Origin of the sequence: Planococcus notacanthi (genome assembly GCF_030407825.1) — a bacterium.
Lineage (GTDB): Bacteria > Bacillota > Bacilli > Bacillales_A > Planococcaceae > Planococcus > Planococcus notacanthi.
This window is the reverse complement of the sequence record NZ_JASDCQ010000004.1, coordinates 159428-174994: the sequence shown is the minus strand read 5'-3', so window position 1 is coordinate 174994 and position 15567 is coordinate 159428. Positions and strand designations below refer to the sequence as shown.

At 46.6% G+C, this 15567-nt stretch carries 14 protein-coding genes; 6 read left to right on the top strand and 8 right to left on the bottom strand.

All coding sequences use genetic code 11. The features are described 5' to 3' along the window. The first annotated feature begins 52 nt into the window (after positions 1 to 52). The 5 genes from QMA01_RS14260 to QMA01_RS14240 are packed head-to-tail and all read left to right on the top strand — an operon-like array spanning position 53 to position 5173. Complete coding sequence (locus tag QMA01_RS14260) at positions 53 to 847, top strand: 2-keto-4-pentenoate hydratase (protein WP_290215283.1); 795 nt, start codon at positions 53 to 55, stop codon at positions 845 to 847. Then, positions 844 to 1638, top strand: coding sequence for a 2-keto-4-pentenoate hydratase (locus QMA01_RS14255; RefSeq protein WP_290185599.1), 795 nt, complete (start codon positions 844 to 846; stop codon positions 1636 to 1638). Before QMA01_RS14260 ends, QMA01_RS14255 begins: the two co-directional genes overlap by 4 nt. Positions 1639 to 1643: 5 nt before the next feature. After that, positions 1644 to 1844 (top strand): 4-oxalocrotonate tautomerase, encoded by a 201-nt coding sequence (locus QMA01_RS14250; RefSeq protein WP_191716225.1) that lies wholly within the window; start codon positions 1644 to 1646, stop codon positions 1842 to 1844. After that, positions 1841 to 3313, top strand: a complete 1473-nt coding sequence (locus tag QMA01_RS14245) for an aldehyde dehydrogenase (protein WP_290215282.1) — start codon at positions 1841 to 1843, stop codon at positions 3311 to 3313. The genes QMA01_RS14250 and QMA01_RS14245 overlap by 4 nt, the downstream gene beginning before the upstream one ends. Positions 3314 to 3328: 15 nt before the next feature. Continuing rightward, complete coding sequence (locus tag QMA01_RS14240; RefSeq protein ID WP_290215281.1) at positions 3329 to 5173, top strand: helix-turn-helix domain-containing protein; 1845 nt, start codon at positions 3329 to 3331, stop codon at positions 5171 to 5173. Positions 5174 to 5294: 121 nt separating this feature from the next. Here QMA01_RS14240 and QMA01_RS14235 read toward each other — a convergent pair whose 3' ends face one another. The 8 genes from QMA01_RS14235 to QMA01_RS14200 all read right to left on the bottom strand — a co-directional run bounded on the left by QMA01_RS14235 (position 5295) and on the right by QMA01_RS14200 (position 13814). After that, positions 5295 to 5684, bottom strand: a complete 390-nt coding sequence (locus tag QMA01_RS14235) for a hypothetical protein (RefSeq protein WP_191716222.1) — start codon at positions 5682 to 5684, stop codon at positions 5295 to 5297. 15 nt (positions 5685 to 5699) lie between these two features. Continuing rightward, complete coding sequence (locus QMA01_RS14230) at positions 5700 to 7094, bottom strand: HAMP domain-containing sensor histidine kinase (RefSeq protein ID WP_290215280.1); 1395 nt, start codon at positions 7092 to 7094, stop codon at positions 5700 to 5702. Next, positions 7091 to 7762 (bottom strand): response regulator transcription factor, encoded by a 672-nt coding sequence (locus QMA01_RS14225; protein ID WP_191716220.1) that lies wholly within the window; start codon positions 7760 to 7762, stop codon positions 7091 to 7093. Before QMA01_RS14225 ends, QMA01_RS14230 begins: the two co-directional genes overlap by 4 nt. A gap of 75 nt (positions 7763 to 7837) precedes the next feature. Beyond that, complete coding sequence (locus tag QMA01_RS14220; RefSeq protein WP_290215279.1) at positions 7838 to 9937, bottom strand: MMPL family transporter; 2100 nt, start codon at positions 9935 to 9937, stop codon at positions 7838 to 7840. Positions 9938 to 10140: 203 nt separating this feature from the next. Continuing rightward, complete coding sequence (locus tag QMA01_RS14215) at positions 10141 to 10860, bottom strand: hypothetical protein (RefSeq protein ID WP_290215278.1); 720 nt, start codon at positions 10858 to 10860, stop codon at positions 10141 to 10143. A 1-nt stretch (position 10861) separates the two neighbouring features. Next, the gene (locus QMA01_RS14210) at positions 10862 to 11716 is read right to left on the bottom strand and encodes an ATP-binding cassette domain-containing protein (RefSeq protein WP_404825537.1); all 855 of its coding nucleotides are present in this window, start codon (positions 11714 to 11716) and stop codon (positions 10862 to 10864) included. 17 nt (positions 11717 to 11733) lie between these two features. Then, on the bottom strand, positions 11734 to 12108 hold the full coding sequence (locus tag QMA01_RS14205) for a GntR family transcriptional regulator (RefSeq protein WP_191716217.1): 375 nt from the start codon (positions 12106 to 12108) through the stop codon (positions 11734 to 11736). Between the two features lie 206 nt (positions 12109 to 12314). Next, on the bottom strand, positions 12315 to 13814 hold the full coding sequence (locus QMA01_RS14200; protein ID WP_290215276.1) for an MDR family MFS transporter: 1500 nt from the start codon (positions 13812 to 13814) through the stop codon (positions 12315 to 12317). A gap of 353 nt (positions 13815 to 14167) precedes the next feature. On the opposite strand from QMA01_RS14200, the gene QMA01_RS14195 reads away from it, so the two are divergent. Continuing rightward, positions 14168 to 15541, top strand: coding sequence for a YfcC family protein (locus QMA01_RS14195; RefSeq protein ID WP_290215275.1), 1374 nt, complete (start codon positions 14168 to 14170; stop codon positions 15539 to 15541). The last annotated feature ends 26 nt before the right edge of the window (positions 15542 to 15567 follow it).

Genomic DNA, 15567 nt, shown 5'->3' with positions numbered 1-15567 from the left:
CGTTGATGAGTTTTCGTTGACGGCTTTTTCCCTAGAAGAAAGGAGTGCAGATATGGTTGTTGTTGAACAGCTTGCAAATGAATTAATCAGAGCCGAACGAACAAAAACGCCCATTGCACCATTCACTGAACGATTTCCAGCGATTTCCTTGCCGGATGCCTATCAGATTCAACTGAATTATGTAGAACAGAAAAAAGCGCAGGGCGCACGTGTCGTCGGAAAGAAAATCGGTGCCACGAGCAAGGCGATCCAATCCATGTTCGGTGTCAATCAGCCGGATTATGGCCATCTATTCGACACGATGATGTACGCGGATAGGGACACGGTACCGCTCGAAAGCTTGTTGCAGCCAAAAGTGGAATGTGAAATCGCCTTTGTCCTGAAAAAAGATCTTGTTGGTCCGAATATCACAGCACTGGATGTTATCGAAGCGACGGATTACATCGTGCCTGCCATCGAAATCATCGACAGCCGCATTGAGGACTGGAAAATCCGTTTTGAAGACACGGTTTCAGATAACGGCTCTTCAGCTCTGGTGGTGATGGGGACAAAACCGACAAAACTCGAAGGGTTGGACCTCAGCTGTTTGGGAATGAACCTTTACCAGAATGGGAAATACCTTGAATCGGCTACCGGAGCTGCTGTACTCGGCAATCCGATTTATGCCATCGCTTGGCTGGCCAATGCCTTGTCGGAATACGAAGTTTCATTGTTTGCCGGTGAAATCATTTTGACGGGTGCTTTTACAGCCGCTCTTTCGATAGAGGACGGAGATACATTTACTGCTGAATTTGCTCACTTAGGTTCAGTATCTGCAAGTTTTTCGAATGGAGGCAATTTGAAATGAAAACAGCATCATTGGAAAAAGCAGTAGAAGATTTATTCCAGGCGGAAAAGAATGTCCGGACCTTGCCGCAATTTGCGACGGAATTTCCGGATTTTGACGAAGACAAAGCTTATGACGTCCAGGAGCTCCTGATCGATAAAAAATGCCGCGAAGAAGAGACCGGGATTTCCGGATGGAAACTTGGGCTGACGAGCAAAGCGAAGCAGCAGATGATGGGCGTCCATGAACCTTCATACGGCGTGCTATTGAAAAACATGAGCCTGGATGAGGGACAGACGCATTCGATCGACCGTTTTATCCACGGCAAGCTGGAACCAGAACTCGCTTTTGTCTTTAAAGAAGATATTCAAGGCCCTCATATAACCGCAGCTCAAATCATTCAATCGACGGCCTATGTGCTGCCGGCATTTGAAGTGATCGATAGCCGCTTTGAAGCATTTAAATTCACCCTTCTTGATGCAGTGGCGGATAATTCATCTTCCTGCCGCTACATACTCGGCAATCAGATGCTGCCACCGGATGCTGTAGATATGAGCCTGACTGGAATCGTCTTCCGGAAAAATGGGGAAGTCATGGCAACCAGCACACTGGCTGCCGTCATGGGCAACCCGGCAAGTGCCATCGCCTGGATGGCCAATAAAATTGCCAAACGCGGCCAATTCATCAAAAAAGGCCAAGTTGTTTTGAGTGGGGCCATCACACAGGCGGTCCACATCGAACCGGGGGATCATTTCTCAGCTGCATTTGACGGCTTCGGAACCATTAATGTCAATTTCAAGGCGGGAGAGTGAAAGCTATGCCATTTATCCAAGTCACGATTGCTGAAGGACGGGAACCTGAGAAGGTGGAACAGCTGATTTCTGGTCTTACGACGACCGTATCAGAAGTTTTGGATGCTCCAAAGGAAAATGTCCGGGTATTGATCACAGAAGTGCCAAAAACACATTGGGGAATTGCAGGCCAGTCTATTTCAAAAAGAAAAGAGGAATCGCGATGACTACAGTCGAAACAACAGTAAGGGAAGTTCAGCATTTCATCAACGGGAATTATGAGGCTTCATCTGACCAGCAGACATTCAAAGTCAAAAACCCAGCGACACAGGAAGTGATCGCCGTTGTTGCAGAAGCGACGGAACAGGACGTAGCAAAAGTATGTGCGGCTGCACGGGAAGCATTTGAAAACGGCCCTTGGCGTACGATGACTGTAGCGGAACGTTGTGCGAAAATCCGTCGCATGGCAGATATTATTTTGGAACGCAAAGAAGAAATTGCGCGTCTGGAAGCATTGGATGTCGGAAAACCATACAGCCATGCATTTGCAGCGGAAGTTCCGCGTGCAGCGCATAACTTGAAATTTTTCGCGGATTTTGTGGAACAGCAAGGCGGGGAAACCTATCCGATGGAAGATGCCTACATCAACTACACGCGCCATGAGCCGGTAGGGGTTGCAGGACTGATCACGCCGTGGAACGCTCCTTTTATGCTGACGACTTGGAAACTTGGTCCTTGTTTGGCAGCTGGAAATACAGCCATCATCAAGCCTGCTGAAATGACGCCCTTGTCGGTTTCTTTACTGGGCGAAATTGCAAAACAAGCAGGCATTCCAGATGGTGTCGTCAATATTGTCCACGGTAAAGGCAGTGTTGTCGGAACGGCGATTACCAAAAATACCGATGTCGATTTGATTTCATTCACCGGCTCAACAGCGACTGGAAAAGCGATAATGCGCAATGGTGCCGATACGTTGAAAAAGTTTGCCTTTGAACTTGGCGGCAAAGCGGCTAATATTATCTTTGAAGACGCAGATTTGGATAAAGCGATTCCAGTTTCGATTCAAGCCGCTTTCCTGAATTCCGGACAAGTATGTCTTGCGGGTTCACGGATTCTGGTACAGCGTTCAATATTAGATACATTCATCGAAAAATACAAAGCTGCAGCAGAAGCATTAGTAGTAGGAGATCCGCAGGCAGCCGAAACGAAAATGGGACCGCTTGTCAGTGAAGAGCATTTCAATAAAGTGAAATCCTATTTGGAAATCGCCAAAGAAGAAGGGGCCACTTTGATCACGGGAGGCGGCACACCCGAACTGGCATCCCATTTAAAAGAAGGTTATTACCTTCAACCGACGGTTTATTTGCACGAAGATCCTAAGGCCCGCATTTGCCAGGAAGAAATTTTTGGTCCGATTGTAACGATTATTCCGTTCGATACGGAAGAAGAAGCATTGCGGATTGCGAACGATACAGATTATGGATTGAACGGCGTGATCTGGACAGAGAACTTGAAACGGGCTCACCGCATCTCCCATGGCGTAAGAGCAGGCACAATCTGGGTCAACTGCTGGTTTGTACGTGATTTGCGTGCGCCATTCGGTGGTTTCAAAAAGAGTGGAATTGGTCGCGAGGGTGGACAACACAGTCTGGATTTCTTCACGGAAGCGAAAAACATCTGCATTGCTTTAAACTGAAGGGTGGAAAAGTGAATGGGACAAGAACTGACTTCTAACCGCGAACCGTTGAGAACGATGGGGAGTGAACAATCTCAGAGACTTCAAAAACGTGATTCAGTAGCATTGCCGCTGTCAGCTTTTTCAGCTTGGCAAAAGCAATTGGTTAAAATGCTTGGCATAGCAACCGTTAAAAAGAACTTCTTTCAGTTTGGCTGGTCACAGGGTGTCGAAGTGGCGCAGACTGTCAGCCGACGAGAGGATTTGGACTTGATTTCTCAAATGCTTCAAGGGGCTGAACTGCATGAAGCGTTGGGACAGGCAAATGTATTTATTGACGTCAAGAAGGTTGAAATTGTTGGGAATGAAGTGGTTTCTGTCCTGTTCAAAGGCCGATGGACCGATTCTTTCGAAGCAGACCAGTATATAAAAGAAGATACAACCGCTGTAAAACCTACGTGCTATATGCTTTGTGGGTTTGCCAGCGGTTATATCTCTACACTGATAGACAAAGATGTATTTTTTAAAGAGCATGCCTGTCAAGCAAGTGGAGATGCCGCCTGCCACTGGGAAGGGAAATTGCTCGAGCACTGGGATCCGAAAGAATATGAACACTTAATGGGCGCGGATATTGAAGAAGAGATTCTTCCTTATACTAGGCTTGAAGAAGAACGTAACCGCCTGCAAATGGTTATTGATATTCATAACGAACTGACAGATGAGCTTATTCGGTCGAATAGTTTAGAAAACCTGTTAAGTATTTTAAAAAAATACATTTCACACCCCATCATTATTGAGAACCAGAAAGGCCAAATCACGGATTATGAAAACATCACCCTGGAAGAGGCAACTGTCCTGCAGGTACCTTTTCACCGGCGTTTGAAGGAATGGCCGATTCACAAAACAGATTTATTTCAATTCGAAGATACTAGCCGGTTAACGGCTCCAATATATATACAAAACCAGATTGCCGGCTATTGTTCATTTATCTATGGGCCGGGCGTTCAGCCTAAGGAAGAAATAGACCGGATGATTCTTGGCAGGCTGACATCGATCAGTACGTTGGTTCATTTAAACAATAGAAATATCATGGAAGCCAATGCGCGGACGAAAGGTATTTTGTTCGAGAAAATGCTGACGGATGGTTTCGAATCGAAAGAGCAGATTATACGGGAGTTGAACTTGCTGAATATCGATGTGTCGGGTGATTATCATATCGCTTATTTAGCACTTGGCTACAACGAATTCAATAAAGAGGACAATTTATCGATTTTCACAAATATCTATGAGGAAGTGGTGCAGTTTTTCCAGGAGCGCAGCTATGAAGTGCTGCAGGTTCAGCGGGCAAACGGGATTCTGTGCTTTATTCCGGAGTCAGCTGATCATGCCTTGATGGAAAATGGGCCGACCCTCTTCTATGAGCGCATTAAACGCGCCTATCCGAAAATCCAATGCCATGTCGGTGTCAGTTCTACGTCCAATGACCTTAGCTGCGTGACCGATCAAATGCAGGAAGCGATGACAGCAGCCAGGTTTACGACAACCTGTCAGCCGACGATGTATTTCAAGGAGTTGGGGATTCTTGGCATTCTTGTGCATTCGCAGGAAGAAAAAGCGATACGCAAAATCGCTGAACTTCAATTAGGTGAACTTTACGGGACTTCCGAGCAGCAACTCGATTATATGCAGACACTTTACGAATTCCTGATGAATGGCGGCAATTTGGAGATTACTTCTGCTAAGCTGCAATTGTCAGTGAGCGGCTTGCGCTACCGCATCAACCGGATTGGTGAAATCATAGAAGTGGATCTGCGTGATTCCGAAAAGCAATTCGATCTGCTGCTGGCTTTGAAGGCATTGAAGGTGATTGGGGAGTTTTAGGCAAACTTTATTTCAGGTAAGAGTTGGAACTATTTAATGATCAAAACAACTATTCTTATATATTCAGAAAAAATCCACTGAAGAAAAAGCTTGGCTTTTTCTTCAGTGGATTTCTTGTTTCCTATTCTTTTTCCGTCAAGAACGTAATGACCAAAAACAGCAGGAACGCCAGCAATAGCAAGCTTCCGCCTACGATGAAAAATATCATGACGAAGGTTTCATTCCAATTGAATGGATTCAGGTTATACAACCACATGCCACTTGTCAGTGTAAAGGCGCCGACCATGCCGAGTATGCTGTGGATGGCGACAAGTTTTTTGAACTTGATTGTATAAACCCGGTAGAAGATGCCCCAGGCAAAGACTGATAACCAGCCGACGAGCAAGATATGGGCATGGATTGGACGCAAGCTGTAATCCATTTCTCCAGCCATTTGTGAACCAAGAAACGTGCCGAACAAGCCAAAAATGGCTGAAAAGCGTATTAAACGAAGACTCCAAGTTTTTTCCATAATAAAACCTCCAACTTAGTATTGTGTGGGAACGGGATGCGGGAAGGACAGGATAAATTCACTTCCTGTGCCTAGCCGGCTATTAACCCGAATGGTGCCATGGTGCAAGGTGACGATTTGGTGCACAATCGACAGACCCAGTCCGGTGCTGTCTTTTTTGCGTGCGGCATCGACACGGTAGAATCGGTCGAACAACTGCGGCAAGGCGTCTTCCGGAATGCCTTGTCCGCTGTCTTTAAATGTAACGGTAATGCCGGTATCGTCCGACTGCAGGATGATTTCGATGCTGCCGCCAGGTTTATTGTATTTGATGGCGTTGGTCAGCAGGTTGTCCCAGACATTATCAAGCAGTTCGGCATCGCCGCGGAAACGTGTTGGAGCGAGCTGGTAAGACAGGTTGATGTCTTCTTCTTCAAGCCGCCAGCGGTATTTCCGGACGACGCCTCTCAATTGTTCATCCAGCTGGAACTCTTTTGTTTTCATCGGATAAGCACCTTGGTCGAGCGATGTCAGCAGCAGCAATTGGCGTGTCAGGCTGGACAACCGCTTGGCTTCCTGGTCAATGATGGACGTATAGGCTAGACGGTCGTTGTCGGAAAGGCCGGGTGACTTTAACAGATCCGCGTAGCCCTGGATGTTCATCAACGGCGACTGGAAATCATGTGACACGTTGCTGATGAACGATTTACGTGCCGAGTCGTTGTGCTGCAATTGTTTCTGCATCAAATTGAAGCTTTCAGAAAGCTGGCCGATTTCATCATTGCGCCGAATATCAAGCGGAAAGCTGTAGTTCTCGCGGGCAATATGTTTGGTCGCTTCTGTCAGCTGGACAATCGGCCGCGTCAATTGCCGCGCCATCCAGATCATGCCGATGATGCTGACAAGTGCAATTGCCACTACAAAACCGATTAGGACAGAATGGATATCCGTCGACACCAGCTTGGTATCGGGACGGATGAACAGGCCATAAGGTTCACCGTTTCTTTCAAACGGCACGCCGACTGTATTGTGCAGTTTATTGGTGAAGTGGCCGATCATGAAAATGTCATCTGTGAAATTGTCCAGTCCCGTATAGACTTCATTTTCCGACAGAACAAGACCGGCCTGTTCAGGAAACGCCGTATCGTCAAACGGTTTTCCAAAAAACTGCATCTCTCCGGAACTGTCGACTAGCGCAATCTGGTAGCCAAGCTTTGCGACTGCCTGCAGGTAATTGGTGAAACTTTCATCCGAATACGGCACGTTTTGTACGGTGCTGATAATTTCTTCGGCAATGGCCACGTTTTGTTCGATTGTTTCATCTTTAGTGACCGTCACATAGAAGATATTGGCGATGGAAAACCCAATGAGGATGCTGATGGCCAGAATGAACAGCGTAGCGACAGTGAATTGCCGGTACAAAGTTTTCATTTTGAAGCCTCCAGCTTATAGCCGATTCCACGCAATGTGTGGATTTCAACATCAGCTCCGTAACGCTTGAGGCGGTCCCGGATCCGGTTGATGTGGGTATTCAAAGTCATTTCGCTGCCTTCGTGTTCTTCGCCCCAGACATAATCCATCAGCAATCCGCGGGGAGTGGCCAGATTGACGCGCGAAACCAGCAGCGACAGCAACTCGAATTCCTTCAGCGGCAAAATCAGTGTTTCTTTGCCGATGGTCACTTCGAAGTTCCGGCGATTGATCGATAGGTTTCCGGCCTGCAGATTCTCCTGGACAGAACGCTCCGAGCGGCGCAGGACAACGGCGACGCGAAACAGCAATTCCTTCGGTTCGAAAGGCTTGACCATGTAATCCTCGGTTCCGGACAGGAAGCCTTTTTCCTTATCCTCGAGCTGGCCTTTTGCTGTCAAGAGAATCACGGGAATATTGAGGTCCTGGGTCAGGATACGGGTCAGCTGAAACCCGTCCATGCCCGGCATCATAACGTCGACGATGGCCAGGTCAACAAGTTGGTCCTCAAGCAGCAGCAAGGCCTGTTCTGCATCATTTGCTTTAAAGACGGTATAGCCTTCTTTGCTGAGGTGAATTGCGACCAGCTGCTGGATATAAACATCATCGTCCACGACGAGTATTTTCATGCGGATTCCTCCCATTCAATCAGAAAGCCCGGCACATGGGTGGCCGGACTTTCCACTCTCTATATTATGCAGGGTTTACTTGTCTTTTTCAAAAAACAATATCAAAGCTGGAAGAAGCATGCCGCGCACCAGGAAAGTATCAATCAAGATTCCGATTGAAACCATGAAACCGAATACGAACAAATCAGCGATTGGCATAGTAGTCAATGCGGCAAAAGTGGCGGCCAGGATGATGCCGGCAGAAGAGATGACACCGCCTGTATGGCTGATGGCGATTTCCAGGGCTTTTTTGACTTTGTGTGATTTCCGTTCTTCGATAAAGCGTGAAACCAGGATAATGTTATAGTCAATGCCAAGTGCTACCAGGAAGATAAACGCATATACCGGTACACGTGTACTGATGGCCTCATAGCCGAACAACACATCGACCAGGAAAATTCCCAAGCCGAGCGCCGACAAGTAAGAAAGCAAAATCGTCGCCATCATATAGATCGGCATTTTCCAAGAGCGGGTCAGGACGAACAGCAATACCAAAATCAATAAGGTTTCAAGTACAACAATTTTGTAGATATCGCTATTGTTGACTTCCCGTTCATCAACGAGTTTCGGTGTAATGCCGCCGAAGTGTATATCGCCATTAATGGACGCGCGATCCAGCAAAGCGCCGCTGTCGTTTCGCAGTTGTTCCACGAAATCAAGGGCTTCTGTAGAATACGGATTCATCGATAAGGCAATGTTGTATTTCACTGCTTCACCGTCGTCCGTTTGGCCGGACAAACGGGCAGAAGCGATTTCGTCATAAGCAGTCAGCTCTTCAGAAAGAGCGGCTGCGGCTTCTTCTGTAATCGGCTCATCCCCAACAACCAACAGGGTGGAAGGCGCGATTTCGCCCTTATCGAATTTCTGTTCAACAATTTCATAACCGACACGCGAAGGCATGTCTTCCGGGAATGATTTCACTGTATCGAATTCAAACTCCAGATTCACAATATTCAATGCTGAAACGATCATCAGAACGGCGACAAGTCCGCCGGAAATCAATGGCTTGTTGACGACGAATTTCGCAACAGGCCCCCAGATGCCGTGCTTCACTTCTGAGGATTGGCCATATTTCGGCACTTTCGGCCAAAATGCTTTGCGGCCGAATAACGTGAATAAAGCCGGAATCAGCGTAATCGAAGCAATCATGATAACGAAAACAGCCGTACCGAAAATCGGTGCAAAATTTGCATAGTCACGGAAGTCCGCAAAGAACAGCACAAGCATGGCTGCAAGAACAGTACCGCCAGCGAAGAACACCGGTTCACCCGTTGCCCGCATGGCATGTTTCATAGCTTCGTGTTTGCTTTCGTAATGGTTCAATTCCTCACGGAAGCGGGAGAAGACGAACAGCGAATAATCAATTACCGCTGCAAACAGCAGGATGCTCATGATCGAAGTCGTTTGGCTGGTCAGTTCCAATCCGCCAGAGCCCATGAAGGCAAGCGTCTGGTTAACCACCTGATAGACGATCACTGTCGCCAGAAGTGGAATGAATGCGAGTAGCGGCGAGCGGTAGATGACGATCAACAGTACAAGAATGATCAGGACTGTTGCAATCAACAACACAAAATCCGCTTCTTCAAACAATTTGACGGTATCGCCTGCAATGCCGGCAGGACCGGTAACGTAGAATTCTATCGAACCGGAATCAGCTGCGATGTCGCTGCCGATTTCAGAAGCTTCGTCATTGATTTCCGCAAAGTCGGCACTGCCGAGCCCTGCTTCAAGTGACATTGGAATAATCATTGTTGTATTGTCTTCGGAATAAAAACCTTCCAAAGCAGGAGGTGGCAATTGGCTTATGTCGACAATTGAGTCGATGCCTTTAATGTTTGCCTCTGTAATGCCTGTCAGAATTTCTTGGACAGTTTCGGGATTGACATCGCCTTCGCTGTTATGGAAAACGAGAATGCCAGGCGTTCCTTGGTCGTTCGGGAAATATTCTTTCAGTTTCTGGTCCGCGATAATTGATTGTGCATCATCGGGCAGTGATTGGAAATTGGCCACTTTGTAATCATTGAGTCTCGGTCCCATGCTGAGTGCAATCATTAGGACAAGCCAGACGATGATGGTGATCCACATGCCTTTTTTGGTCGATACCCAATCAGTGATTGGATTCAGGAATCTGTTCATTGCTTATTTCTCCTCTCTCTATAACATTTCTGATTCATCATAACGTGTGAATATAAATTGAATATCAACTATTGATGGCAGAGATTTGAACAATGGAAATTGTGTGTGTGCCTGGCACACACACAATTAACGGATCTGCATAAATAAAAAGAAGACCTTGCCGAACTTCCTGAGAAGGTCGCTAGCAAGGTCTTTTTTATTTCTTACATCTTGATGGTAATGCGTTTTGTCATCAGGCGCGTGGAAATCAGCAAGACCGCAATCAAAATGAGTGAACCGGTGATGGCTAAAGCTGGTCCAGCTTCTGCAGGAATATAAGGTACCCAAGGAATAATGGAACTCAATCCACTGTCTCCAAGGAAATAGCCATTGAGGCTGAGAGCAGCAACCGCAATTCCGACGAAAACAAAGCCGATGATCCAGCCAAAGCGGTAGTAGCCGAGTCCAATCAGCCAACCGATCAAGTAATAAGTGAAAGCGTTGATAAAAAACGTGACGGTGGCCGAAAGCCATCCGGATGACGGATAGAACGCGCCGACACCATCTGTGCCAATGGGCAGTGCAGCGAAGCCTGAAATAAAATGCTCAATGCCGTTGACAGCGAGCGGCACTAAAGTGACAGCCGCCGCCAATGCAAGTGCGGATAAAACGGTACCCATATACAAATCCTTGCGTGTGATGCCTTGCTGCACATAGTAGCCAAGAAAGCCATAGGCTGCGATAATCCCGCAGACCAGCATGAAAATCGCTACAGAATAGCTTGAAAAGGCGAAGAAGGGATCAACGCTGGCATCGTTTCTGACTACGATGAACATGCCGATGATGTGTGCGGCAATCAAAAATGAGAAAAACCAAATCGCCCATTTAAACTGTTCGTAAAAGAGGTCGAAAGCAACTTTTGGATACAATTTTAATTGTTTCATCTTAATGCGCCTCCTCTGTTAAGTGGATGAACAGGTCCTGCAGCGGCACTGGGCCGATTTCAAGGCCTTGTTCCCGTGCGGCGAGTTGGTTCTGTTCAGTCAGCGTACCGTAAACCATAACTGATTTCGTGCCGCCCAGCCTTTGTTCGTTCAAAACTTTCATGCCGGCGACAAAATCATCAACCTGATCGGCTGCTCCTGTAATCGAAGCACCTTGAGCAGAAAGGGTTTCATATTCCTCGTTCAGCAAGAGGTTTCCTTGATCGATGATGACGACCTTATCGAAAAGGTAATCCATTTCCGACACCAGATGAGTGGAAAGAATGAAGGTCCGCGGATATTCTGCCTGGTCCGCTAGAATTTCCTCATAGAAGATTTGGCGTGCCGGTGCGTCCATTCCCAGATACGCTTCATCGAAAATTGTCACGGGCGTGCGGCTCGCAAGTCCGATGACCACATTCAACGCTGACTGCATGCCTTTGGATAATTTATGGGCAGGCTTGTCGAGCGGCAGTTTAAAGCGCTTCAGTAAATGGTTGGCGTAATCTTTGTCGTAGTTTGGGCGATACCTTTCCGGAAATTCAAGCAAAGCAGGAATTTTTTCGTATTCGTCTGCATAGTCCTTTTCATAAATGAACGAAATCTGCTGCATCTTCTCTGGATTTTCAAAGACTGGTTCACCATCAATCTCTATTTGGCCGGTTGTCGGTTCACGGAAAGCCGCGAGCAAAGACAGAAGGGAAGTCTTGCCAGCACCGTTGCGCCCGATGAGGCCGTGGATCTTGCCAACTTCCAGCGCCAGTGAAATGTCCTTTAATGCTTCAAATTTCCCGAATTTCAACGTGACATTTTTCATCTCTATTTTGGCAGCCATCATCCTTCACTCCCTTTCGTGTTTTTGATCAGGTCAATAATTTCTTGTTGGGAAATGCCAAGCTTCTTTGCTTCCTGAATGAGACTCCTGACGTAATTGTCGACAAATGCTTCTTTGCGCTGTCCGACCAATGTCTGTTTTGCTCCTTCTGCTACAAACATCCCAATCCCTCTCTTCTTAAATAAGATTCCTTCTTCCACCAGCTGGTTGATCCCTTTTGAGACAGTCGCATGATTGATCTTATAAAAATTGACGAGCTGATTGGTCGATGGTGCCTGATCTCCTTCTTTCAGCTGATCATTGACAATTTGGTCTTCAATCAATTCACGGACCTGCAAAAAAATCGGTTTACTCGAATCAAACGCATTGCTCACTGAAAACACCTCCTGAACCCTTCTGGTTGTATGGTTATATACTTATGTGTATAACCATATATCCGCTTGACTTATTTGTCAATTATTTTGTGTCATTTTTAAAACAATAGAACGAAATAAAAAGGTGTTGCACAAGCTGCTTTTCGCAGTTCAGGCAACACCTTTTGTTTACACTATTCCTGCATCTTAAAAATAACTAGTTATTTTCAGTTCTTCACAATCTGGTCGCCAAGCTTTTCCTTGCTCATCATAAACGCGACAATGAGCGCCAGAACAGCAGGGACGATCGCCCATAGGAATGTGCTCGCAATGGAAGAAGAAAGGGCATCCGTCAATTGGGCTGACAGTTCGGCAGGAATATTGGCACGTCCTTCAGCAGACAATAGGGCACGGGAGTCTCCAGTAAAGCTGGCAGCTCCGGCTCCAAAATTTTCGGTCATATTACGCGTGAACGCATGGCTTTGGATAATCCCGAAAATGGTGATGCCGATGGTCATCCCGAATGTACGCAGGAAGCTGACGGTGGAAGTTGCGGCACCGCGTTTGCGTACTGAAAACGGATGGATGGCGGCTGATGGCAGCACGGAGAAGGATGCGCCAATGCCAAGTCCGGCAAGAATCATAAAGAAGACCACCAGGAATCGCGATGTATCAATTGACAAAGTGGCTAACAAAATCATGCCGACTGTCAGTAAAGCGAGCGTTGGAATCAAGAATGAGCGATAAGCGAATTTGGCCATTAAAGCACCGCCAATCGACGCACTGACAACCGATCCGACCATCATGGGCAACAAGACAAGCCCTGAATTTGTTGCATTCCCTCCTTGAACCCCTTGAATATAGAACGGGATGTAAACCGAAGCCGTGATGAAAGCAGCACCGCTGAAAATCGAAATGAGGCCACTTGTCGCAAAGAGGCGTTCTTTGAACATGCTGAAATCGATGACCGGTTCATCAGCGCGACGTTCTGCAATGATAAAGATGATGGCGAGTACAGCAAAGCCGGCGAATAAACCGAAGCTTTGAGGAGATACCCACGCAAATTCCTTGCCGCCCAGTTCCACTGCAAACATCAGGCAGACAACTGCGCCGACAAGTGTAGCAGCACCGAGCCAGTCGATTTTTTGTTCGGCATGTTCGAGTGACTCTTTATAGAAGAAAGCCACCATTATGAAAGCAATTAAGCCAAGTGGAATGTTGATATAGAAAATCCATGTCCAGTTGATATATTCCGTGATATAAGCACCCAGCAAAGGACCAAAGACGCTGGAAATCCCGAATACGGCACCGAACATGCCGCTCATTTTGCCGCGTTGTTTTAACGGCACAACGTCAAACATGATCGTGAATGCAATCGGCATGAGTGCTCCGCCGCCGATTCCTTGAATCGCACGGTAGATGATCAATTCATTGATGGTATCGGCTGTACCGCAAAGCACCGAACCGATCATAAAGACCAGTAACCCGAAAATGAAAAACCGCTTGCGTCCATACATATCGGAAAGTTTACCGAAAATCGGCATCCCGGCCATCTGTGCGACCAGATAAGCGGAAGTGACCCAGACGAATTTATCGACTCCGCCCAGTTCCCCGACGATTGACGGCAGCGCCGTCGTGACGATCGTGTTGTCCATAGATGCCACCAAAATCGCCAGCAGCAATCCGCCAATAACTACTTTAATATTGCTTTGTCTTTTATTGTTCATCTTTTTCGCCTTCCATTTCCTTCAATTTAATTTTGGATGTTCATATCATAATCCTATAGAATAAAGAAAACCAAATTTGAAGACTCGGATTTTTCAAGATTCGAAAGTTTATTTGAATCTTTTTGATAAAGGCATGCTTTGTATAAGTCCTTGGTTCTTTTGTTCTGTCTGGTTTTTATCTTTTAGAGCCAACAAAAATGAACAAAAGGAAAAGTGAAATTTAATTGACAGAAATGTTTAATAACTCTTTCCGGAATATGTTACTGTAGAATAGCAACAAGTTAAATCATAAAAAGGAGGGATTAGGTGGTAAGCAGAAATCAAACTGCCGAAACAAAAAAGAAAAGAAAAAATTGAAAGTCCCACATATTTTCGTTATTTTATTTCTCATGATTGCATTGGCTTCATTGGTCAGCTACATCATTCCAGCGGGGCAATTTGAGCGGGTGGCAAATGAGAGTGGAGCAGAAATCATTCAGCCGGGAACATTTGAATACATAGAAGCATCTCCAGTGACATTTTTTGAGTTTATGTTCGCGATTCCGGATGGCTTTATCCAGACCGCTGAAATCATCTTCGGGATCATCATGATTGGAGGCATGTTTGCGGTCATCGAACGGACAGGCGTGATTTCTCTCGCTGTCAATAAATTGGCCAGCAAGTTTTCCGATAAAGGCTTATGGATTATTCCCACCTTAATGATTCCGTTCGCTCTTTTCACTACGTTTACCGGCCAAGTGGAAATGTCGTTGATTTATCTCCCGGCAATTTTGCCTTTGGTATTGAAGCTTGGATTCGATCGAATCACAGCGACAGCGATTGTTCTGGTTGCCACGATTTCAGGTTTCACATTGGCTTTAGCGGTTCCGGCTAATCTTGGGGTGGCACAGGAAATCGCCGAACTGCCGCTTTATTCCGGTATGTGGTACCGAATTGTTCTGTTGGCGATTGTACTTACAGTCGGTATGGCTTACGTATGGCGCTATGCCAGAAAAGTACAGAAGAATCCGGAGTTGAGCATCGTATTTGATGAAAATGATGATGACTTGGAGATAAAGGAGCTTTCGGCTGGAAAAGCAACGAAGCGCCAGATGTGGACAGCAGTTACTCTATTGGTGGGGTTCGGTGTTTTGCTGTTTGGACTCTTGAATTACGGTTGGTATTTCCGCGAACTGACCGGGCTTTATGCGCTGATCGGAATTGCGGCAGGACTTGTTGCGGGATTGAGTTCGTCTGAAATTGCTGATGCCTTCAATGAAGGGTTTAAGAAAATCCTTCTGGGAGCAATTGTCGTTGGGATAGCACGGGGCATCGCGGTGGTATTGGACGCCGGGGATATCATGGATACGATTATTTATGCGCTCGGAGAATTTGTCGGGATCATGCCTGATTCGTTGACAGCAGTCTTCATGCTCATTGTTCAAGCAGCATTGAATTTCCTTATTCCATCCGGGAGTGGCCAGGCGATGGTGACCATGCCAATCATGTCCGGCCTTTCCGACATCAGCGGTGTGACGCGCCAGACAGCTGTCCTGGCTTTCCTGATGGGAGATGGCTTTACAAATATTTTCTATCCGACCTCGGGTTATTTCATGGCAACATTAGCTGTTGGTGGGGTACGGTGGGAAAAATGGTTGAAATTCATCTTCCCATTGCTCATCGTGTGGTACTTGATCGCAGCTGCGGCTCTGGTGATTGCGCAATTTATTGATTATGGACCACTTTAACTCTGTAAAACGAAGCGCCTCTATCT